23 protein-coding genes and 1 pseudogene are annotated in these 22,847 nt (G+C 41.2%); 14 read left to right on the forward strand and 10 right to left on the reverse strand.

The window, feature by feature from the left end:
- Positions 1-55: 55 nt before the first annotated feature.
- The 3 genes from leuB to fabR all read right to left on the reverse strand — a co-directional run bounded on the left by leuB (position 56) and on the right by fabR (position 3,684).
- Entirely contained in the window at positions 56-1,132 is a 1,077-nt protein-coding gene (gene leuB, locus V7783_RS19280) for a 3-isopropylmalate dehydrogenase (protein ID WP_335680118.1), read from the reverse strand.
- The gene (gene leuA, locus V7783_RS19285) at positions 1,129-2,682 is read right to left on the reverse strand and encodes a 2-isopropylmalate synthase (protein WP_335680119.1); all 1,554 of its coding nucleotides are present in this window, start codon (positions 2,680-2,682) and stop codon (positions 1,129-1,131) included. Before leuA ends, leuB begins: the two co-directional genes overlap by 4 nt.
- 384 nt (positions 2,683-3,066) lie before the next feature.
- Positions 3,067-3,684 (reverse strand): HTH-type transcriptional repressor FabR, encoded by a 618-nt coding sequence (gene fabR / locus V7783_RS19290; protein ID WP_064667700.1) that lies wholly within the window; start codon positions 3,682-3,684, stop codon positions 3,067-3,069.
- Positions 3,685-3,811: 127 nt separating this feature from the next.
- Here fabR and V7783_RS19295 point away from each other — a divergent pair, with 127 nt between their 5' ends.
- Both V7783_RS19295 and sthA read left to right on the forward strand, forming a co-directional pair.
- A complete protein-coding gene (locus V7783_RS19295) occupies positions 3,812-4,945 on the forward strand; it encodes an acyl-CoA desaturase (RefSeq protein ID WP_192540592.1) in 1,134 nt (377 codons plus the stop codon).
- 13 nt (positions 4,946-4,958) lie between these two features.
- Positions 4,959-6,386: a Si-specific NAD(P)(+) transhydrogenase gene (gene sthA / locus V7783_RS19300; protein ID WP_192540591.1), complete on the forward strand. Its 1,428-nt coding sequence runs from the start codon at positions 4,959-4,961 to the stop codon at positions 6,384-6,386.
- Between the two features lie 90 nt (positions 6,387-6,476).
- On the opposite strand, the gene hemE is transcribed toward sthA, so the two are convergent.
- A complete protein-coding gene (gene hemE, locus V7783_RS19305) occupies positions 6,477-7,541 on the reverse strand; it encodes a uroporphyrinogen decarboxylase (RefSeq protein WP_064667697.1) in 1,065 nt (354 codons plus the stop codon).
- A 484-nt stretch (positions 7,542-8,025) separates the two neighbouring features.
- Between hemE and V7783_RS19310 the strand changes: the two genes are divergently transcribed.
- A complete protein-coding gene (locus tag V7783_RS19310) occupies positions 8,026-8,493 on the forward strand; it encodes an Rsd/AlgQ family anti-sigma factor (RefSeq protein ID WP_064667696.1) in 468 nt (155 codons plus the stop codon).
- A gap of 164 nt (positions 8,494-8,657) precedes the next feature.
- Positions 8,658-9,707: a S66 peptidase family protein gene (locus V7783_RS19315; protein ID WP_192540590.1), complete on the forward strand. Its 1,050-nt coding sequence runs from the start codon at positions 8,658-8,660 to the stop codon at positions 9,705-9,707.
- A gap of 55 nt (positions 9,708-9,762) precedes the next feature.
- Here V7783_RS19315 and fkpA read toward each other — a convergent pair whose 3' ends face one another.
- Positions 9,763-10,515: an FKBP-type peptidyl-prolyl cis-trans isomerase gene (gene fkpA, locus V7783_RS19320; protein ID WP_192540589.1), complete on the reverse strand. Its 753-nt coding sequence runs from the start codon at positions 10,513-10,515 to the stop codon at positions 9,763-9,765.
- Between the two features lie 201 nt (positions 10,516-10,716).
- Between fkpA and V7783_RS19325 the strand changes: the two genes are divergently transcribed.
- Positions 10,717-11,715 (forward strand): WD40 repeat domain-containing protein, encoded by a 999-nt coding sequence (locus V7783_RS19325; RefSeq protein WP_335680120.1) that lies wholly within the window; start codon positions 10,717-10,719, stop codon positions 11,713-11,715.
- Entirely contained in the window at positions 11,702-11,917 is a 216-nt protein-coding gene (locus tag V7783_RS19330; RefSeq protein ID WP_064667692.1) for a SlyX family protein, read from the forward strand. The genes V7783_RS19325 and V7783_RS19330 overlap by 14 nt, the downstream gene beginning before the upstream one ends.
- 12 nt (positions 11,918-11,929) lie before the next feature.
- Here the strand turns inward: V7783_RS19330 and V7783_RS19335 are convergent, their stop codons facing one another.
- Positions 11,930-12,133, reverse strand: a complete 204-nt coding sequence (locus V7783_RS19335) for a YheV family putative zinc ribbon protein (protein ID WP_029216159.1) — start codon at positions 12,131-12,133, stop codon at positions 11,930-11,932.
- A gap of 143 nt (positions 12,134-12,276) precedes the next feature.
- On the opposite strand from V7783_RS19335, the gene V7783_RS19340 reads away from it, so the two are divergent.
- Entirely contained in the window at positions 12,277-14,199 is a 1,923-nt protein-coding gene (locus V7783_RS19340; protein ID WP_335680121.1) for an ATP-binding cassette domain-containing protein, read from the forward strand.
- A complete protein-coding gene (locus V7783_RS19345; RefSeq protein WP_335680122.1) occupies positions 14,186-14,599 on the forward strand; it encodes a TIGR02444 family protein in 414 nt (137 codons plus the stop codon). Before V7783_RS19340 ends, V7783_RS19345 begins: the two co-directional genes overlap by 14 nt.
- A 413-nt stretch (positions 14,600-15,012) precedes the next feature.
- Here the strand turns inward: V7783_RS19345 and V7783_RS19350 are convergent, their stop codons facing one another.
- The 3 genes from V7783_RS19350 to V7783_RS19360 all read right to left on the reverse strand — a co-directional run bounded on the left by V7783_RS19350 (position 15,013) and on the right by V7783_RS19360 (position 16,525).
- On the reverse strand, positions 15,013-15,360 hold the full coding sequence (locus V7783_RS19350) for a hypothetical protein (protein ID WP_335680123.1): 348 nt from the start codon (positions 15,358-15,360) through the stop codon (positions 15,013-15,015).
- Positions 15,361-15,810: 450 nt separating this feature from the next.
- A complete protein-coding gene (locus tag V7783_RS19355) occupies positions 15,811-16,032 on the reverse strand; it encodes a helix-turn-helix transcriptional regulator (RefSeq protein WP_335680132.1) in 222 nt (73 codons plus the stop codon).
- On the reverse strand, positions 16,025-16,525 hold the full coding sequence (locus tag V7783_RS19360; protein WP_335680124.1) for a hypothetical protein: 501 nt from the start codon (positions 16,523-16,525) through the stop codon (positions 16,025-16,027). Before V7783_RS19360 ends, V7783_RS19355 begins: the two co-directional genes overlap by 8 nt.
- A gap of 515 nt (positions 16,526-17,040) precedes the next feature.
- Here V7783_RS19360 and V7783_RS19365 point away from each other — a divergent pair.
- The 6 genes from V7783_RS19365 (at position 17,041) to V7783_RS19390 (ending at position 22,704) form a co-directional block, all read left to right on the forward strand.
- Positions 17,041-18,021: a hydrolase gene (locus tag V7783_RS19365; RefSeq protein WP_335680125.1), complete on the forward strand. Its 981-nt coding sequence runs from the start codon at positions 17,041-17,043 to the stop codon at positions 18,019-18,021.
- On the forward strand, positions 18,018-18,275 hold the full coding sequence (locus V7783_RS19370) for a YheU family protein (protein WP_335680126.1): 258 nt from the start codon (positions 18,018-18,020) through the stop codon (positions 18,273-18,275). Before V7783_RS19365 ends, V7783_RS19370 begins: the two co-directional genes overlap by 4 nt.
- 59 nt (positions 18,276-18,334) lie before the next feature.
- Positions 18,335-19,528, forward strand: a complete 1,194-nt coding sequence (locus tag V7783_RS19375; protein ID WP_335680127.1) for a dipeptidase — start codon at positions 18,335-18,337, stop codon at positions 19,526-19,528.
- A gap of 144 nt (positions 19,529-19,672) precedes the next feature.
- Positions 19,673-20,596, forward strand: a complete 924-nt coding sequence (locus V7783_RS19380; protein ID WP_335680128.1) for a hypothetical protein — start codon at positions 19,673-19,675, stop codon at positions 20,594-20,596.
- Between the two features lie 157 nt (positions 20,597-20,753).
- The gene (locus V7783_RS19385) at positions 20,754-21,656 is read left to right on the forward strand and encodes a hypothetical protein (protein WP_335680129.1); all 903 of its coding nucleotides are present in this window, start codon (positions 20,754-20,756) and stop codon (positions 21,654-21,656) included.
- Positions 21,657-21,780: 124 nt separating this feature from the next.
- The gene (locus V7783_RS19390) at positions 21,781-22,704 is read left to right on the forward strand and encodes an alpha/beta fold hydrolase (protein ID WP_335680130.1); all 924 of its coding nucleotides are present in this window, start codon (positions 21,781-21,783) and stop codon (positions 22,702-22,704) included.
- Here the strand turns inward: V7783_RS19390 and V7783_RS19395 are convergent.
- A pseudogene (locus tag V7783_RS19395) lies at positions 22,658-22,847 on the reverse strand (hypothetical protein); the annotation flags it as partial. The gene V7783_RS19390 and the pseudogene V7783_RS19395 overlap by 47 nt on opposite strands.

The following is a 22,847-nucleotide window of genomic DNA, read 5'->3' on the forward strand; positions in this document are numbered from 1 at the left end:
TTTGACCCGCTGCGTGACGGTGCAGCGAGCGAATAATTGTTTAAATCCTGCTGTTTTATATTCTCTCGACAATCGCAGCAGCAACATCTTGGGTGGTATAACCCGCATTTGGGTAAATATCTGGTGTACCAACACCTGCTTCGACCGCTTCAGCAACGGCTTTTTCAATGCTACGTGCGGCTTCATCTTGGCCAAGTGAATAACGTAGCATTAACGCTGCACTTAAAATTTGCGCAATAGGATTAGCAATCCCTTTACCCGCGATATCTGGCGCAGAGCCACCAGCAGGTTCGTACAAGCCAAAGCCTGATTGATTTAAGCTAGCTGATGGTAATAAGCCCATAGAACCTGTGATCATGGCGCATTCATCTGACAAAATATCACCAAATAGGTTATCGCACAGTAGCACGTCAAACTGACTTGGTTGTTTTACTAGTTGCATTGCAGCGTTATCAACGTAAATATAATCTAGGCTCACTTCTGGGTAGTCTTTGCTTACCTCTGTAACCACTTCGCGCCATAATACGCTTGATGCGAGTACGTTGGCTTTATCAACTGAGGTAACATGATTGTTGCGTAATTTTGCTGCTTCAAAGGCAAAACGTGCGATACGTTCAATTTCTTTACGCGAATAAGTTTGCGTATCAAAAGCGGCTTCATCAGCCCCTTCACCACTGCGGCCTTTTTCACCAAAGTAAATGCCACCGGTAAGTTCACGTACACATAAAATATCAAAGCCCTGCGCGCTAATATCTGCACGCAATGGCGATGCCGCGCTTAGTGCTGGCAATAATTGTGCTGGGCGCAAATTACAAAACAAACCAAAATGTTTACGCAGTGGTAAAAGTGATGCACGCTCAGGTTGTTCGTTTGGCGGTAAGTTTTCCCACTTAGGGCCACCCACAGAGCCAAACAAAATTGCATCGGCGCTTTCACATGCCGCTAAGGTAGTATCAGGTAATGCTTTACCAAATTCATCGATAGCAGCACCACCAATCGCATGTGGGTGGCGAGTCAAAGTAAAACCAAATTTACTGCTTACAGCATCCAATACTTGCTCTGCTGCTGCCATTACCTCTGGGCCGATACCGTCGCCTGCTAAAACGGCAACGCTATAATTTGATTGACTCATCCTGCTTTCCTTTGTTGTTTTAAATCTGACACTTTTTGTGCGCGATAAATTAAGTTATAAACACGGATCATGGCGCGTACTGACGCCTCAACCACATCCGCCGCGATACCTGCACCGTGATAAGGGCGGCCATCGTATTTCGCTATAATATTGACTTGGCCAAGTGAACTGGCACCTTCACCGGTCGCCTCTAAATTAAATTCAATCATCTCAACAGCCATGCCTGTTAAGCGCTCAATCGCTAAGAATGACGCTTCTACAGGGCCATTACCGGTAGCCGCTTCTTGCTTTGACTCTCCGCCAATCGTCATCCCAATCGTTGAGCTGGCAACCGACTGCGAGTTAGACGTTGAGTTAACAAATTCTAACTGGTACTTTTCGTCTTTATCACTGATTTGGTTAAAATAAATCATCGCTTCTAGATCATAGTCGTACACAGTACCTTTTTGATCGGCAAGGGTTAAGAAGCTTTCATATAGGCTGTCCATATCATAATCAGACTTTTGATAGCCTAATTCTTCAAGGCGATGCTCAATAACATGGCGTCCTGAACGTGAAGTCATGTTTAATTGATTGTTTGGCACACCAACACTTTCTGGCGACATAATCTCATAGGTGTTTTGCGCTTTTAATACGCCATCTTGGTGAATACCCGAACTGTGAGCAAAGGCGTTCTCACCAACAATGGCTTTATTCGGCTGCACAGGCATATTACAAATTTTTGCCACTTGGCGTGAGGCGCGATAGATTTCTTCACTGCGAATATCGGTATACACTTTTAAGTGGTCTTGGCGCATCTTCATGATCATCGCCACTTCTTCAAGCGAGCAGTTACCTGCACGTTCTCCAATACCATTAATGGTACATTCTATCTGCCTTGCACCGGCTTGTACCGCAGCAATTGAATTGGCAACGGCTAAACCTAAATCGTTATGGCAATGTACACTTAACCGTGCTTTATCAATGTTTGGCACGTTATTCATTAAATGGCGGATCATTGCAGCGTATTCGTCTGGTGTTACAAAACCAACGGTATCCGGTAAGTTAATCGTTGATGCACCGGCATTAATGGCCTGCTCAACGATTCTGCATAAATCCCAATGTGGAGTACGGCCTGCGTCTTCGCATGAAAACTCCACATCATCGGTATAATTACGGGCAAGCTTAATTGATTTAACTGCCATAGCAGTGGCGTCATCTAAGCTCATGCGTAGTTTGTGTTCTAAATGCAACGGGCTAGTAGCAATAAAAGTATGAATTCGACTTTGCTGTGCGCTGCGAAGTGCCTCACCACAAGCTTCAATGTCTTTAGCAACAGCGCGTGCTAAACCGCAAATAATCGGGCCTTTTACTTCTGTGGCAATACGTTGTACTGAACGAAAATCGGCGGGGCTCGAAACCGGAAAACCAACTTCCATCACATCCACATTTAGGCGGCTAATAGTATGCGCCAGCTGGATTTTATCTTCTTCAGTTAGGCTCGCTTTCAGCGCTTGCTCACCATCACGTAAGGTGGTGTCGAAAATCCATACTTTATCTTGTTCTTGCATAATCTACCCTTAATTCTCAGCTGCCCTGGTTGCGAGATAAAAAAAACCCCGCATATTGCGGGGTTTTTTGTGTTTACTTAATGCAAATACACTAATCCCCGCTCACGTGCGCTAGCAGTAAGAGGTTTAGTTTTAATGTAATTAAATGAGTATTTTGCATCGTCTTTACTAAATGTGTGTGTTCAGTGAAGCCTATTTTTAACACTTCAAAACAATACAAGCAAGCATAATATTTCCAAGAAAAGGAATTTAACACCACATAAAAAGAAATAATAATCCAAAAAATTAAATTTAAAGCATAAAAAAACACAAAAAAAACAAAAATAAAAGTCTATTAAACTAATCAGCTTACAGCCTTCGCCTAGATTAACTCTTTGTTATTTTTTACTCTTTATTCCCATCTCGTACATAATTGCTAGCGCCACGAGTAATGTAGCGTAATTGCCAAATTAAGCGCTCGACTAACTCTTCTCGTTGTTGGCCTTCAATATCAAGGGCTTCAGCACCGGCATTAAATACTAGCGTTACCATAGCCTCTGCTTGAATATACGCATGAGTTGCATCACAGGGAGTTTCGCTTTCAAGGTAGTGGGCAAGCTCTAAAATAAAGTGTTTAATTTCACGGGCTACAGCGGCTCTAAACGCTTTAGAAGTGCCGGAACGTTCCCGTAGTAGTAGCCTAAATTGGTTACTAGAATTATCGATAAACTCCATAAATGTTACCACTGAGGTGGTAATAATACTGCCGCCACTGGCTATACGTCGGCGTGCTTGGCGCATTAATTGGCGCAGTGTTAGACCAGCTTCATCCACCATGGTTAAACCCAGTTCATTCATGTCTTTAAAGTGGCGGTAAAATGAGGTTGGCGCGATACCGGCTTCACGAGCTACTTCACGTAAACTGAGGTTAGAAAAACTATGATCAGCACTTAATTGATTAAATGCCGCCTCAATTAAAGCTTGTCGTGTTTTTTGTTTCTGTTGCGCGCGAACACCCGACATGAACTACTCCTTGATTTAATTTAAATCAATTTATGGTGATTTTTATCTTAATTCCCCAGTCTAATACTTGACGGCAGGAGAATGAAATATTATTTTAGCTTACAAGTGTACGCTCAGATTTGAACAGATGAAAAAACCACCGATTATTTGGACCAACGTCCTATTTTTTAGCATTACCTTTTTGGCAGCCGCCATCTTAGTACCTTGGTATGGAATTACCTACGGGTTTACTAGCGCGCATTGGATTGCCTTCGTTGCTTGTATGTTTTATGCCGGTATGTCGATTACCGCTGGCTACCATCGCTTGTGGGCCCATAAAACTTACGACGCCCACCCTTTTGTTGAAGCTTTTTTTGCTTTAGGTGGTGCTTTTGCACTGCAAAATAGTGCTCTGCACTGGAGTAGTGACCATCGCGTTCATCATGGCCAAGTTGATGACCCTGTAAAAGACCCTTATGCTGCAACTAATGGCTTTTGGTATAGCCACATCGGCTGGATGCTTCGTGATTACCAAGGCGACAGCTATGGTGATTACAGTAATTGTCGTGATTTACAACGCAATAAAATAGTGATGTGGCAACACCGCCATTATATGAAATTAGTGCTAGCGACTAATATTGGCATTCCACTGTTACTGGGGTTAGTAATTGGTGATGTAATTGGCATGCTATTATTAGCAGGATTATTGCGCTTAGTACTGAGCCAGCACTTTACCTTTTTTATTAATTCAATAGCACATATTTGGGGCTCTCGTCCTTACACTGAAAAAAATACCGCCCGTGATAACGGCTTTTTAGCCTTATTTACTTATGGTGAGGGTTACCATAATTTTCATCATATTTTTGCCAGTGACTATCGCAATGGCATAAAATGGTTTCATTATGATCCAACAAAATGGATGATCCGCGCTTTTGCGGCTGTTGGTCTTGCTAAAAAATTAAAACGTACGCCGGTTGAACGCATCGAAAAAGCTAAAGCCGAAACGTTAATGAATAGAACGCAAAACCGTTTAGCTAAATTGCCTTTAGCGCAAGATAAGCTTACATTATTGCAGCAAGAGTACGATTTATTGCTGAAAAAGCTACAGCACTATTGCGCACTAAAAAAGCAGGTATTAGAAGTTAAAAAGAATAACATGCTGCAACAATGCGAAAAATCAGCTTTAATGACACAATATCATGAGTTGGAAGCGGCCTGGGAAAACCAAAAACAGGCGTGGCTTGCACTCAATGCGAGGTTATTAAAAGCCTCTTTTAGCTAATGTAGGAGTGGCTGTGGCCAAACAACAAGTAAAGCAAGAACAACCATCATTTCAGTATGATGCAATTATTATAGGCACAGGTCCTGGCGGTGAAGGTACCGCCATGAACCTGTCTAAAAGCAACAAAAAAGTGGCCGTTATCGAACGCCAAGCTGCCGTTGGTGGTGGTTGCGTACATTGGGGTACTATCCCTTCAAAAGCACTACGTCACTCTGTTAGCCGCTACATAGAATACAAAGCAAACCCATTGTTTAATGTCGGTGAGCGCCCTAGTCGGTTAACGTTTCCTGATATTTTGCGCCACGCCAGCTCGGTTATTTCTAAGCAATCAAATTTACGCAGTAGCTTTTACGACCGTAACCGCATTCATATGTTTCAAGGTGATGCCAGCTTTGTTGATAAGCACACGATTGAAATTAAACGTCTTGATGGTTCAACCGAACGACTAACTGCTAAAACCATTGTTATTGCTACAGGTTCTCGCCCTTATCGTCCACCTGAAGTCGACTTTACCCATTCACGTATTTACGACAGCGATACTATTTTAGGGCTAGAGCATGACCCTCATCGCGTTTTAATTTATGGCGCTGGGGTAATTGGCTGTGAATACGCTTCGATCTTTAAGGGTTTAGGCGCAAAGGTAGATTTAGTAAATACTCGCGACCGCTTACTCGCTTTTATGGATGCTGAAATCTCAGATGCGTTAAGCTATCACTTTTGGAATAGCGGCATTGTAATTCGTCATAACGAAGAGTTTGACCGCATTGAAACCCGTGATGATTGCGTTGTTATGCATTTAAAATCAGGCAAACGCGTTAAAGCTGACTGTATTTTATTTGCCAATGGTCGCACCGGCAACACTGACGGACTTAACCTTGCAGCGGTTGATTTAAAAGCCGATGGCCGCGGGCAGTTAAAAGTTAATGAAACTTACCAAACTGAGGTCGATAACATTTATGCAGTCGGTGATGTCATTGGCTACCCTAGCCTTGCCAGTGCGGCGTTTGATCAAGGCCGCATTGCAGCCGATGCGATTGCCTGTGGCAACTGCGATGAAAAACTCATTATTGATATTCCGGCAGGTATTTATACCATTCCTGAAATGAGCTCTGTGGGTAAAACCGAGCAACAGCTTACTGCTGCTAAAATCCCCTATGAAGTGGGTCGTGCGCAGTTTAAACACTTAGCGCGAGCACAGATTGCCGGTACCGAAGTAGGTAGTTTAAAAATATTATTCCACACTGAAACCAAAGAAGTACTAGGTGTGCATTGTTTTGGCGAGCGTGCTTCTGAAATCGTGCACATTGGCCAAGCCATTATGGAACAAAAAAATGGCGGCAATAATATTGATTACTTTGTAAATACCACTTTTAACTACCCAACCATGGCTGAGGCCTACCGTGTTGCGGCGTTAAATGGTTTGAATCGCTTGTTTAAATAACCATTGATAACGACTAACAAAAAGCCCGCTTAATGTAAGCGGGCTTTTTTAATGACAAAAATAACTAATTACTCGTTACTTAACATATTATTACTTATGGTATTGCGCGCTAAATTCATGCACTGCGTTTATGAATACACCTGCATTTTCAGGATCTACATCTGGGGTAATACCGTGGCCTAAATTAAATACATGACCATTACCGGTACCAAAATCCTTAAGAATTGTTGCTACTTCTTCGCGAATACGTTCTGGTGTGCCATGAAGCATTGACGGGTCCATATTACCCTGTAGCGCCACTTTATCGCCAACACGTCGTTTGGCATCGCCAATATTTATAGTCCAATCAAGGCCTACGGCATCACAGCCAGTTGCAGCAATTGCTTCTATCCATTGGCCGCCATTTTTAGTAAACAGCGTTACAGGCACTTTACGGCCATCGTATTCACGAATTAAGCCATCAACAATCTTATGCATATATTGTAATGAAAACTCGTTGTAATCACGTGGGCTTAAAACGCCACCCCATGAGTCAAATACCATGAGTGACTGTGCACCCGCTTTAATTTGCGCATTTAGGTAATCGATCACAGAGTCGGCTAGCTTATCAAGCAATAAGTGCAGTGTTTGTGGCTCTGCAAATGCCATTTTTTTTATTTTACCGAAGACCTTGCTGCTACCACCTTCAACCATGTAAGTCGCAAGAGTCCAAGGCGAACCTGAAAAACCAATTAACGGCACTTCACCTTTCAACTCACGGCGAATAGTGCTCACCGCATTCATTACATAACCAAGTTCATCAGTTGGGTCTAACTTTGGAATCTTTTTAACATCAGCTAATGATGAAATCGGGCGCTCAAACTTAGGGCCTTCACCCGTTTCAAAGTACAAGCCTAAACCCATTGCATCAGGGATAGTTAAAATGTCACTAAATAAAATAGCGGCATCTAATGGGTAGCGTCGCAGTGGCTGAAGTGTCACTTCGCACGCTAGCTCAGCATTTTTACACAGGCTCATAAAATCGCCCGCTTGTGCACGTGTTGCGCGGTATTCAGGTAAATAACGCCCTGCTTGGCGCATCATCCATACCGGAGTTACATCAACTGGTTGTTTTTGTAATGCACGTAAATAACGGTCGTTTTTTAATTCGCTCATGCGTAAGTGATCCTAAAGCTTTTATGAAATTGCGCAGATTGTATCACCATATCGCACAGCGCTCTATCGCTATAACAGCAAAACGCACTTGGATAGATATAGATCATGGGTTTTATTTTTCGCTTAAAAACCGAGCAACACGCAGTAACATTTGAAATTTTTTATTAATATGTTTGCAACATTGTAAAAAGCTTGGTATAACTTGTTCCGCGTTAACAATAAAAACAATAAAAATTTAATAACAACAAAAATAAAAATCTTCCCATAACAATAAGAAAGCTTGTTTTAACAGGTCATGGAAAAAGAAATTAAACCACCATTTATGGTGGTTTTTTCTTGCCTGAAACAATTGCAAAGTAGTAATAATAACTACATAAATATCAATACATTAAGCTTTTATTACTAAATTATTTAAAAAATGTGTTGATCTTTACTGCATATTTCATTGTTATAGAAGAAACCAACCCAGCTAAGGAGAATGATAATGCTGACGCGTTTGGAAAAAGCTCAACAAAAATGGGGTGGTAGCCACACCGTTATCGATAAATGGCTTACAGAACGTCAAGAGCTGTTAGTTTTATATTGTCGTATTGCTGGCTTTTCACCGTATGATCAAAAAGACCACGCTTTACCAGATCAATTACAGATCCAAAATTTTTGTCAAATTTTGATGGATTACTTATCTGCTGGGCATTTTGAAGTGTATGACGACATTGCCAAAGCATGCGAGCAAAAAGGCCCGAGTAGCCAGCAGCTTGCAAGTGAACTTTATCCGCGAATTTCAGAAACCACCGATATTGCACTTGATTTTAATGATAAATATGCGGAAGTGGATAAAGAAGATTTACTCAAAGATTTTGATGATGACTTATCAAAACTAGGCGAAGCACTTGAGCTGCGCTTTGAGTTAGAAGATGAATTAATCGATAATTTATATTCTAATCACACCTAAATAACACACAATTATGATGCAGCAAGGAGTCCAGCTCCTTGTTTTTTTCACTGTAGCCCAACCAATAAAAAATTAAATATTCCAAACCACCCCAAATAATTGAAATTTATATTTTCATAATGTAATGATAGCGCCATTGTGTATAAAAATAACAAAGGCTCACTATGAATAAACGTACATTTTTAAAGTCTGTATCACTCATCAGTGCAGGATTACTCGCTAGCAATAGCGTTCAAGCAGCTAACCTATCAAGCCAAACTACGCTAAGTTTAAAAAAGCCGAACGCCTTGCCAAGAAGAGGCACAATTGGTGTAGCTAGCCCATCAGCGGCAACAGCAAATCAAAAAGATATTATTTTAGCTAAGCAAGTTATAGAGGCACTCGGTTACCAAGCTAAGTTAGCTCCCAATATTATGGCCAGACGTGGGCACCTTGCAGGTACTGATACACAGCGTGCAGATGATCTTAATGCACTGTTTAGCGACAGCAGTGTTGATGCTATTTTTTGCTTACGAGGTGGCTCAGGGGCTGCGCGTATTTTACCGTTACTCGATTACGCCATGATCCGCGCTAACGCTAAACCATTGATGGGCTACTCAGATATTACGGCACTTCACAATGCGTTGCTGGCTAAGGCGGGGATTGTTAGCTTTCATGGTCCCAATGCATCAAGTAACTGGAACCCGTTTCATGTGAAGCAGTTTAAACAAATGTTTGAACAACAAACACGCATGCATTTTAGCAACTTACCTAAAGCCGAAGACGAACTAGTTAATAGCCAATACCTCACCCAAACCATCACACCTGGTAAAGCAACTGGGCAACTAATTGGTGGTAACTTAACTGTACTTACGGCCTTGGCGGGCTCAGCTTATTTACCTGATTTTGACGGTGCAATTTTATTTTTAGAAGATATTGATGAAGCACCTTATCGCATTGACCGTATGCTTAGCACTTTAAAGCTCATGGGCGCGCTGGATAAAATAGCCGGTTTTGTATTTGGTGATTGTAATGACTGTAAGCCTGGTAGAGGCTATGGCTCATTAACCCTTGATGAAATTTTTGCAGATTACATTAAACCACTAGGTATTCCTGCTTATCGTGGCGCGATGATTGGCCATATTAAACGACAGTTTATTTTACCAGTCGGTACGCAAATTGAGCTTAATGCTGATGCAGGTACGTTGACCATGAAAGAAGCCGCTTTCAGCTAAAATTTTAGCAATAAAAAAGGGGCTAATTAGCCCCTTCTCAATACAGAATAACTCATTACTCTGCAGCAGCTGCCTGCTCTTCGTCTTGAATTTCAAGTAGTTCTACTTCAAAAACAAGCGTTGAGTTAGCTGGAATTTTACCTAAGTCACGGTCGCCGTAAGCAAGCTCAGCAGGAATAGTGAACTTGTACTTAGAGCCAACTGGCATAAGTTGCAAACCTTCAGTCCAACCAGCGATTACGCGGTTAAGAGGGAAAGTTGTTGGTTCGTTACGTGAATAAGAGCTGTCAAATTCAGTGCCGTCTAATAAAGTACCTTTGTAATGTACTTTTACTACATCAGTAGCAACTGGTTTTTCGCCATCACCTTGAGTGATCACTTCATACTGTAGGCCAGACTCAGTAACTGTAACGCCTTCTTTGTTAGCGTTATCTGCTAGGTATTTAACGCCTGCAGCTTGGCTCTTTTCAGCTTCAACTTTAGCCTGTGCTTCTTGTTTAGTACGCACTGATGTATCTAATGCAGTTAATACTTCACGAATTTTTTCTTCGTCAATTTTTGCATCGCCAGCAAGGGCGTCTTCAAAACCACGAATTAGTAGTGTTTGATCAAGCTCAATACCTAGCTCTTTTTTGTCAGCTAAATCTTTATTTAAGAAGTTACCAACAGATGCACCGATGCCGTATGCTTGTTGTTGTGCTTCAGTATCTAGTTTAACAGGTGCTTGCTCTTGTTTTGCTTCTTGATTACAAGCTGTTAGCGCAAAAACTGACGCTGCAATCAATGACAATTTAATCGTCTTTTTCATTTTAAATCTCCGACACACTTTGCAGATGTCATTTATTGTATTATTACTAGTTAATGATTAACGGCCCATGATAGGCTACTTATCTAATTGCTGATTGCAAGCTACCGCTCACTTTCAAGTTATTAGATAAACAACCTTGGCCTTTAACGTGCCCTAGTCTAACCTCTCAATCACTAAGAGTTAAGGGGAAATACCTGTAATATGTCGATATTTCGTACTTTTTTGTATCTTCTGTGCTGCACCTTACTAATTGCCTGCTCAGAACAAAAAGACCAAGCGACTGCAAGCTATGAGCATGCAGCTAGAGGTGCGTTTGCCTCAGCGGTATCCCATGATGGCAAATACAGCCTGATCTCATCCATACACCATGGGGTCGCCCTGTGGGATAATCAACAGCAAGTACTAAAATACCAATGGTTTCAGCAGCGAGCTCAAGATAGCTTAGTCCACACTGTCGCCATTGCGTATGACAATAGCCATGCTGTCACCGCAGAAAAAACCACTTTTGCAGTTTGGGATATTGCTAGCGGTAAAAATACCGGCTATTACAAAATCAAAACCGCCACCATTCGAGATATCGCTATTAGCAACCAAGGTCGCAGCGTTTTATACGGCCGTAGCGATGGCGTGGTCGTTTACCTCGAGTTAGAGACCGGTAGACGCATAGAGTTCCTTGGCCACCAAGAAAAAATTAACGCGGTGGATTTATCCCCTAATGGACATTTTGCCCTCAGTGGCTCTAACGACTACGTCGCCTACTTTTGGGACACTCGTTCAGGGCAAGTGATCCATCGCTTTAATCACCCAACCAGAGTGACTCAAGTGGCCCTTGATCCACAAGGTCGCTATGCATTTACCGCAGACAGTATGGCACAAGCACATGTATGGCAGCTGACAACAGGTGATCTTGTTAGTAAACTGGCGTATATTGCCCGACAGAAAATTTTCACTGCGGTACGCTTTAATGACGCAGGCACCTTACTTGCTACCGGCTCGCCTAATCGCTTAGTTGAGTTATGGCAATTAGATACCGGTGAAAAAATTCAAAGTTGGCATGTCACCCCGCGCGAAGGCAGCAGACCTAAATCGGCGGTGGTGCTTGATGTTGCTTTTACTGACAACGATACCAAGTTGTTAACCGAAAGCTCCAGTGGAATAGCTGAGCGCTTTATTAGACGAGATAAAAATGAACACAATTGAACATCGCTTAACAGAACTTGAAGCTAAAATAGCCTTTCAAGATGAAACGATTGAAATTTTAAATGACGAAATTAAGGTTCACCAGCAGCTGTTAGCGAAAATGAAACGCCAAACAGAGCTACTGGCTGAAAAAATTAAAGAGTCGCAATCATCACCGTCGATGATGTCAAATATGCCAGAGCCACCACCACCGCATTATTGATTGCAGCGCGGCTTAGTCGCCTGGTTTAAACACGCCAATAACTTGTTCAAATTGGCGTGTTGATGCTTGTACTGCCTGTTCTGGCTGAGCCATTTTATGGCCGCATTGCATGCATTCAACTTTTTCTACGTCATGCTCTTTATAAAGCATCATCATATCCATTGTTTTACATTCTGGGCAGGTTGCTCCAGCAATAAATCGTTTTTTCTGCTTCACTACGCTTACTCACAGTTAGAAAAGAAACTCGCCGCATTTTAACCCAATAACTGTTCAGTTGATACGCTAGCAATTGAAATATAGCCCAGCTTCCGTGCTATGATAGCGCCAAGTTCACACAGGCACAGTAAAGCGCATAATACATGATCCAGATCTCAGAAATTGAATTACTACGCGGCGGTAAAGCACTGCTTAAAGATGCATCGGCAACGTTATTTCCAGAGCACAAAGTCGGCCTCGTTGGTGCAAATGGTTGCGGTAAGTCGACGCTGTTTAGCTTATTAAAATCTGAGCTACAGCTTGATGCCGGTAATTGCAGCATTCCTAAAGATTGGTCGATTGCCTCGGTAAAGCAAGAAACCCCTGCACTTGAAATAAGCGCCATAGATTATGTATTACAAGGCCACCCAGACTATTACGCCTTGCGTATTGCCCTGCGTGAAGCTGAAAAAAATAACGATGGCGACACCCAAGCCAAGGTTCATATTCAGTTAGAAAACATCAAAGGCTACAGCATTGAAGCAAAAGCCGGCGAACTGCTGCATGGTTTAGGTTTTGCCAATAACCAAATCGAAAACCCAGTGAGTGATTTTTCCGGTGGCTGGCGGATGCGCTTAAACCTTGCGCAAGCACTGATTCGCGATGCTGATTTATTATTGCTGGATGAACCAACCAATCACTTAGATTTAGATGCCGTGTATTGGCTCGAACGCTTTTTACGCGCTTACACAGGCACCTTAGTATTAATATCACATGACCGTGAGTTCTTAGACGCCGTGGTTGATCAAATTTGGCATATTGATAAGCAGTTGATCAATGTATACAAAGGTAATTACTCGCAGTTTGAACGCCAAAAAGCCGAGCGTTTATTACAGCACCAAGCCATGTTTGAAAAACAACAAGAGCAAATTGCCCACCTTGAGCAGTTTATTACTCGCTTTAAAGCAAAGGCAAGTAAAGCTAAGCAAGCACAAAGCCGTGTTAAAGCGCTTGAGCGCATGGAAAAACTAGCCCCCGCTCACGCCGACTCACCGTTTGACTTTGAGTTTGCCGAGCCAATCGCGCTGCCAAACCCTTTGATGACCCTAGATAAAGCGCAAGCAGGTTATGGCGACACCACCATATTGCACAGCATTAAACTTAACTTAGTACCGGGTAGTCGTATCGCCCTACTTGGTCGTAATGGCGCGGGTAAATCTACGTTAATCAAATTGCTATCAGGTGAGTTACAACCGCAAGCCGGTGAAGTGTTCCAACATCAGGGTTTAAACATTGGTTACTTTGCTCAGCATCAGTTAGAGTCACTGGATTTAAAAGCCAGCGCAGTCACTCATTTACAGCGCCTAAACCCAAAAGCCAGCGAGCAATCGCTACGCGACTTTTTAGGTGGTTTTGCCTTTATTGGTGATAAAGCTCTGGAGCCTGTGGCACCGTTTTCTGGTGGTGAAAAAGCCCGCCTAGTTTTAGCCATGCTGGTTTATCAAAAACCGAACCTACTGCTACTGGATGAGCCTACTAACCACCTTGATTTAGAGATGCGTCATGCCTTGGTTATGGCACTGCAAGGCTTTGAAGGCGCGATGGTAACGGTATCTCATGATCGTCACATGCTAAAAAACACCGCCGACGAATACTACTTAGTCGATAACGGTGAAGTAACCCAATTTGGCTACGACTTAGACGAATACTATCAATGGCTACTCAACGCCAACAAAGAAGCGGCAAAAGCCACTCAAGCTGACGATGAACCAAAAGCAAATTCACAAGTAAATCGTAAAGAGCAAAAGCGCCTAGAAGCCGAGTTTAGAAAAGCTGTTCAACCACTTAAGAAGCAAATTGAAAAGCTTGAAAAACAACTTGATAAACACTCAGCAGAACTTAGCGAAGTGGAAGTTGCACTTGGCGATAACGAGCTTTATAACGATGACAACAAAGCGAAATTAAAAGAGTTAATTAGCAAACAAGCGACATTAACACCCAAAGTAAACGACATCGAAGAAGAGCTACTTATGGCCCTTGAAGAGATGGAAGAAAAAGAACAGGCCTTTGCCGATGAACTTGCTTAACAGCAACGATTTTTGGCAATTTGCATGTCAGCTTTATAGCGAAGATGGCATGCAAGCACGCCTGTTGGATTATCAAAACCAGCAAGGTAAAAACGTTAACCTGTGCTTGTTACTGTATTATTTAGACTCTCTCAATCTAGCAATTAGCCAAGCACAGCTAAGCAAACTTGAACAATGTATTAGTGCATTTGATCAACAGGTTTTAAAGCCCCTGCGTGCTACCCGCGCCTATTTAAAAGCAAACCAAACCGAGATTACAGATTACACTGTAATTCGTAAAGAACTGCTCAGCGCAGAGCTAAAGCTAGAAAAACAGCAGCAGAAGATGTTGATAACCACAATTAATAACTTTGCTCTAACACCTTGCAGCGCGCCACATAACACATCGTTATATTTGTAAAAGCTCTCATGTAGGTCGTGCTTTAGCGCGACAATCCTACTAACAAAAATAATTCATGGCTAAAGCCATTTCCCACGAGCAATCAAATTTTTCATTCCCCCTCATTTACTTCTCATTCTCTTCTCTTTGTGCAAAAAGATCTTAAAGTGATTTATTCACAAAGAGGTCAAGAGACGCTTCGCTTAAGAGTAAAGCAAAGCCGTGATTTAGCTTATCAAACTTACTGCAAAAGTTGTCGCTATAAATGACGCCCTACAATAATTCATTACTTTGTAACTACTTCTTTATTATTAACTCAGTAAAGAGATCAAACTTGAAAAAGCAACAACAGCAGGGTTGGTGGAAAAAGTTAACACATTAACATTAGAGCCTGATTCCAAGACCATTAATGTAATACTATATATTGGTGAGCTTTAAGCGCTCGTTTTTCTTTGCAATTTCAACCCTGTCAGGGTTGCTAAAATAATAACTAACAATGAAACGGGCAACTCGATAATGGAAGTTTTTGAGAAAAAGTAAAACTCTTGCAAGATCAATGAGACAGTTATTGCACCAAGAAAAAAGCCTAAAAAACAAACATAAAATGCATATCGCCAAGCATAATTATCACTGCGATATGCCATTACACCATCTAGTAAAAAAGATAAGACACTAGAAGGGATGATTGCAATAAGAATGTAATCGCCAAGCCTCGATGATGCATAGCGCTCAAAACCAACAACAATATTGAGTAATGTCGATAAAGCAATTTGCAGCAGCATAATCACTAAAGTGTATTTAACTATCCGTGTAATTTTCAATGTCTACCACCATTATTACTAGGTATAAAAAATAAAGTTGAAATTATAAGCCCAAACAGATGCTATTTCTAACAAGCTTGCCAGAGCCAACTTTACTGCAATCAAATTTTTCATTCCCTCTCATTTACTTCTCATTCCCTTCTCTTTGTGCAAAAAGATCTTAAAGTGATTTATTCACAAAGAAGTCAAGAGACGCTTCGCTTAAGAGTAAAGCAAAGCCGTGATTTAGCTTATCACTTTACTTCAAAAAAATTATCGCCATAAATGACGACCTACAGAAATTTATTACCTTGTAACTACTTTTCTATCATTAACTCAGCGCCGTCGAACTCAGATAAAGTAGACACTGTACTTTATAGAAGAGCCAGTAAACCCCTATCATTACACCCCACTTTAATATCGTATATCATGCTACGTATTGGTCGCCCGATATTGAAATACCTCCTCTAAAGGTAACTTAAAGACGGCGGCAATTTTAAAGGCGACTTCTAATGACGGTGAGTACTTATTTGCCTCAATCGCCATCACAGTCTGACGCGTTACCCCAATAGCATCGGCGAGTTGCTTTTGGGTCATTTCATTGTATAAAAACCGTAATGTCCGAATAGAGTTATTGATTGCATATTCACTCATAGATATCACCCGTTCTACCTTTATATAACTGCGCTATGTAGTTCGTTATTTCAGCAATTAAAAAAGCACCTACCATCACATGCATAGGTAAATAAGGAATGTTGTATTCAATAGTAGGCCCCCAACCATTCGCTTCAATTTGATATTGAAAAATAGCAATACAAATACCCACTTGTAAAATTACCGCTTTATACTTATAACCAATTAAATTTATTTGTTTTTCCCTAACATCAAGTGGCTGCTTTAACTCGTTATCACTAATGAATGCGAGCAATAAATAGCTCAATACCATAAGTACCACAGAGTAAGTTAATACCTGTAGCAGTAACCCTGACAGCCAAGAGACCGAAGCGAGCTGCTCTGTAGTTGCGTTAATTAAGCTGTCTACATAAAAAAACGAAATATATACGCTGACCAATAAATCGATACTAAGCGTAAGCTCTCTGAAGCTTATACTTTGTAAAAGCTCTTTCAACTTTTCTGAACGAGTCATATATAATTAACTCCAAGTAAAATATTTTTGACACCAACTAAGTTAAGGCTGTTTTTTGAACATGTCAAACTTTTTTTACTTCAAGTTTGTTTTACTTTACTTTATCTAACCCCTCCTTACCGGTCATTCCGCCACTTGACTTAACTTTATTGATCCAAATCAACTTCTCAATCACGCTTTTTATAATCAACAAAGTAGCTTGATCTGGATCATATCAGCCTCTGCCAACTCGCACTATGATGAACCCATAGACATTAGGAGGCATTTATGGACGTATTCTTCAGAGACTTTTTTAGTGACCCAGTACTATTTTTATCATTTGGTTTTCTGGGAGTCGTGATCAGTTTATGCCTTTTCTTTGTGTACTTTTTTATCAAGAAAGTGCATGACGACCAAACACCCAATTAGAATTAAGCACGACGCGCAAAGCCCCTTATCAAGTTGTTTGATTAGGGGCTTTTTATTGCCAAAAATTTGTTACACTAATACTTCAATTAGCTGGGTAGTTATAAATAATGCTTACAAATTTCAAGCCTGCGTGGTGGATGAGTAACCGTCACGTACAAACAATTATGCCGCGTTTCTTTCGTCCTTTTCATAATACGCGTTATCAATTAGAGCTGCTTGATACCCCTGACGGTGATTTTTTAGAGCTTGCCTGGTCACTACCAAAAAATGACGATGCCCCGCTGGCTATTGTATTACATGGCCTTGAAGGCAACATAAATAGCTTTTATGCCAAGGGTATGATGAAAGCATTAAAAAAGCAGGGCTTTAGCGTTGTATTAATGCACTTTCGTAATTGTTCGACTGAAGCTAACCGCCTGCCCCGTGCTTATCACAGTGGTGAAACTGGCGACCTTGATTTTTTAATAAAACAGCTCAAACAGCAGTTTCCAGATCGACCTTTGCTGGCAGTTGGTTTTTCACTCGGTGGTAACGTACTGGCAAAATATTTAGGTGAACAAGGGTCGCAATGTTTACTTAATGGCGCTGCGGTTGTGTCTGCACCTTATGATTTGTCAGCATCATGCCAAGTTATACGTAAAAGCTTAGCAAAAATTTATCAGAAGTATTTGCTCGACCGCATGAAAAAATCGATGCAGCGAAAGCTACCGCAAATTGAGCAGCAAATTAATTTAACACCTGAGCAATTACTGGCCATTGATGATTTATGGCTGTTTGATGAGCAACTCACCGCACCGTTGCATGGTTTTAACGGCGCTGAAGATTATTACCAACAAGCCAGTGCCAAGGCCTATTTAAAACACATCACCACACCGACTTTAATTATTCACGCCAAAGATGACCCTATGCTATCGATTAAAGCAGTACCTAGTAGGCAAGATGTGAGTGAGCATGTTACGCTGCGTATCTCAGAAAAAGGCGGCCATGTTGGTTTTATAACGGGTAATAACCCATTAAAACCGGTTTACTGGTTAGAGCAAATCGTGCCTGAGTACTTCAATCAGGTAGTTAAAAAAGAGCCACTATGATCATTCCACACCAACAACTCGATAAAGACACACTCTACAATTTAATCGAAAGCTATGTTTTGCGTGAAGGCACAGATTACGGCGAGCAAGAATTCAGCATTGAAAGTAAAGTGGCACAAGTTAACCAGCAATTAACCACTGGTGAAGCTATGGTATTCTTCTCTGAGCTACACGAGTCGGTCACCATTATTTCAAAAAACGAATTCAAAGCCATGCAAAGTGAAGAGCAATTTAACCAATCATTCGACGAGTAAACTTGTAACCAAGGTTGCAAAAATAGACAATGGCTTTTTTCCTTAAAGAGCCATTAAAAATGATAAAACTAAGCTCAATGGTTGTTGCTATTTCTCTAGCTCTTAGCAGCCATGTAAATGCAGATACAATTACCCCCTCAGATAAAGCAATTAAACTCACGCAAGATACCATTTTGATCGATACCCACATTGATGTGCCGTACCGTATTCATGCAAAATGGGCCGATGTAACTAAAGCCACTGATGACGGTGATTTTGACTACCCACGTGCTGTTAAAGGTGGTTTAAACGCGCCGTTTATGTCGATTTATATTCCTGCTCATTTAGAGTTTGAAGGAAAAGGCAAAAGCTACCAATTAGCGAATCAACTCATTGATAGCATGGAAGCGATTGCACAACGTGCGCCAGACAAATTTGCTATTGCAAGCTCCACCGCTGATATTAAAGCGCAATTTAAACAAGGCAAAATGTCCCTTGCAATGGGCATGGAAAATGGCTCGCCCATTGAAGGCGATATGAAAAACCTACAGCACTTTTTTGACCGCGGCGTGCGCTACATCACGCTTGCCCATTCACAAAGCAACCATATTTCTGATTCATCGTATGATATTCGCCGTAAATGGAAAGGCTTGAGCCCATTTGGTAAAAAACTAGTCACCGAAATGAACAACATTGGTATGCTGATTGACGTGTCGCACATTTCCGACGATGCGTTTTACCAAGTAATTGAGCTATCTAACACACCTGTAATTGCCTCACATTCGTCACTACGTAAATATACGCCTGGTTTTGAGCGTAATATGAATGACGAAATGCTACTCGCATTGAAAAAGAACGGCGGGGTTATTCAAATTAACTTTGGTTCAAGCTTTGTCACAGCAAGCTCTCGTACTTGGTATGATCAACTCAATAGCAAAAAAGACTCGGCGAAAAAACAAGGCACTAAATTAAGTAAAGATTTTGATGCAGCATATCGCGCTAAAAACCCATTTCCGTTTGCCAGCCTTGAGCAAGTGCTTGACCATATAGATCATGTTGTTGAGCTAATTGGTATCGATTATGTTGGTATTGGCTCTGATTATGATGGTGTTGGCGACTCTTTACCAGTTGGCTTAAAAGATGTGTCTAGCTACCCTAACCTTGTGCAAGGCTTAATGGATAGAGGCTACAGCGACACTGATATCAAAAAAATATTAAGTGGTAATGTATTACGCGTATGGCAGCAAGCCGAAGAGTATGCGAAAAAGCACTAATCCGTAAATTTTAAGCTCCGGGCAACTGGAGCTTACACAAAGCCACTGAAAAACTCATTTTTGTACCTGCCTTTCTACATCTTTTAACAGAACTTTTTCGCCAAAAGAGGTAAATTAGCGTTTTATCTTTGGAGCACATTTTTAATGCCTATCAATAAGGGCTCTGTAGCAATTGTTATCGCCACAATTGCCATTGCTATATCGTGTTACGGTACTTTTTTCGCAGAACATGTAGTAACCCCACATACAAAACAAAACGCTATACACCAAAATGGCTCGGAAATTGTGGTCACTAACATCCCATTAAATAGCGATTATAATGAGCTATCAATTGATGTATTAAATAAAAAGATTACCGCGTTAGAGTTACAACTCGCTAATCTAAAAATGCAAAACCCAGCATTTCAAGAGACAGCTAATAACGACGATTTTAAAGAACTGGTAATTGCGGTACTCAACGAAAAAGAACAGCAAGAAGCCGAAAAAATGCGTAAAAGTAACCCTTTATATGACTTTTATGCTGGTTTACCAGAAGATTATGACTTACGTTTAAAGTCAGAACCGGCCTATGCTGAAAATATGGCGGTACAACTACGCCAGCAAATTCTTGACCAAAATGCCAGTGATATTGATAGATTAGCAGCGCTCGCTCAATTACAGATGAATCTATATATTTTAAATCAAGCCAACATACCTGAGTATGATTATGAAGTTTTTAAAAATGTATTAGATCTGGCCGATAACAGTCGTGACGATAAGTTTAAAATTCAAGCCATAGAAATTACAACTCAATCGCCAGTGCTTGATTATCGTTTAGCTGAACGCTTTACAGCACTGCTAGAGCAAGATTCTAACGATTATATTCGTCGCTTAGCTGGCCAAGGTTTAGTTACTCAATTCTATCAAGCTCAGAGCGAGAGAAGCGACTATAGCCAACAGATTGCACAACACATTCTATCGCTATATCAAGACTCTGCCGACGATAACGTCTATTCGGTATTAAACGAAATGATTGGCAATGAAAACATGCTTGCTGAGCTGCAAAAATACGCAGAGGGCGGCAGTTAAAAATCGTTCGATTAGCAACACGAGTATGTTAACTAATTCATTAGGCTGCGTGGACTTGAGCTAAACGCAGCCAACATCGCATCGAAAATTACATCTTGTAACAGACTTTTATACCTAATATAGATAAATTGGCATTTTACACAAGGAATGTATGCTTATGTTTATCAATAAAAGCTCGGTTACTATTATGCTAGCCGCAGGCGCAATGGCGATTTCAACTTATAATCTCGTTATCATTACAAAATTAACGGCGAATGATACAAATGTTGTGCAAAAGTCGCAATCCATGAGCGCCGACGCACCCGCTGATGATGAGTTAATTAATCAATTACAGCAGAATGTTATGAAATTACAGCAGCAAGTTATGGAGTTAAAACAGCAGCGACTTACGGTTTCTAATGACATAGACAAGCAAGCCGACTTGAAACAACTCGTATTAGCTGTACTTGCTGAAAAAGAGCAACAAGTGCAAGCTAAAATGCGAGCGAGTAACCCTTATCATGCATTTTACTCTGAATTACCTGATGACTATGAACTACGTATAAAATCAGATCCGCACTATGCTCAAAAAATGGCAACTCAGTTAAGAGAGCAAATTCTCAACCCAAATGTAAGTGATGAAGAACGCTTAGCTGCACTAAATCAACTGCAGTTAAGTATGAATATCTTGAATAAACAGAGCATGCCAGAATATGACTTTGCAATTGTTGATAGTGTTTTTAATTTAGCTATCAATAGTACTGATGGTAATTTTAAAATACAAGCAATCGAGTCAGTAGCACAAACACCAGTGCTCGATTACCGGATTGTCGAAAAGTTTACGCAATTATTAGAAACTGATAACAATGACTATGTGCGTCGCTTAGCTGTACAAGGTTTAGTGATGCAGTACTATCAAGCGCAAAATGGGCAAAGTAATTACAGTCAACAAGTAGCGCAGCATCTTTTAACTTTATATCAAAATCCCACTGATAATGACGTAAAAACGTTACTAGATGAGGTATTCGGCAATCAAAAAATGCTAGAAAAACTGCAGGGCCATGCAAGCGGCGGTAGTTAAAAGCAAATAGTTGCAAAGCAGAAGCCTTTGAATATAAAAAATTCATACTAATAAACATGGAGCTACTCGTTGTTCTGGCTATACTTTGCATAATTAATTAGCTGCATTAGATCCATAATCGACTATGCGCACTATCAAAACGAGCAGCGGTATCAACATTAGCTATCAAGATAGCGGAGAGCTTGCTGCTCCCGTTATTATTTTGATAATGGGACTCGGTGCACAATTAACAGTATGGCCTGACGAACTGTATTATGGCTTAGTTAATAATGGTTTTCGGGTGATCCGGTTTGATAACCGCGATACCGGGCTTTCGAGCCAACTTGAGCAGCTAGGCAACCCAAACCTATTTAAAATATGGTTAAGCAAACGCCTACCCGTAGCATCTCATATCCCATACACTTTAGATGATATGGCAAATGATGTCATCGAGTTGATGGCTGCGCTAAAAATTAAAAAAGCGCACCTAGTCGGTGCATCTATGGGAGGCATGATTGCGCAACTTATTGCCGCACAAAATAAAAAGAAGGTTTTGAGTTTAACCTCAATTATGTCGAGCTCAACTAACCCAAAACTATCAGCATCGAGTTTAAAGTTATTTTTGCGACTCGCTAAACACCGCCCGATACGAGCAAATCGCGATAGCGCTATTCATTACAATATAAAACTCAATCAATTAATTGGTAGCCCCGCCTATCCTCAAGATGAGCAAACGCTACGTAAGCAAGCAACATTAGGAGTTGATAGAGCACACAATCCGCAAGGTTTTAACCGACAACTCGCAGCCATTGCCGCCAGTGATTGTCGTCAGCATTTAATGCCGAAAATAAAAGCCCCTACATTAGTTATTCACGGCAGTTTAGACCCTGTCATGCCTGTGGCCGCAGGAAAGCAAACCGCACAGCAGATACGCAAAGCAAAATTAAAGATAGTAAAGGGTATGGGCCACGACTTCCCGCCAGCATTAATGGTAAAAATGACCAAGTGGATCAGCAAACACGTTAAAAAAGCAGAACAAAAGCGCGTACAGAAAAAGAATAAGCGGTAAGCGGTAAGCGGTAAGCGGTAAGCAGTAAGCGGTAAGCGGTAAGCAGTAAGCGGTAAGCGGTAAGCAGTAAGCGGTAAGCGGTAAGCGGTAAGCGGTAAGCGGTAAGCGGTAAGCGGTAAGCGGTAAGCGGTAAGCGGTAAGCG

Origin of the sequence: Pseudoalteromonas sp., from assembly GCF_036960685.1 — a bacterium.
Classification (GTDB): domain Bacteria; phylum Pseudomonadota; class Gammaproteobacteria; order Enterobacterales; family Alteromonadaceae; genus Pseudoalteromonas.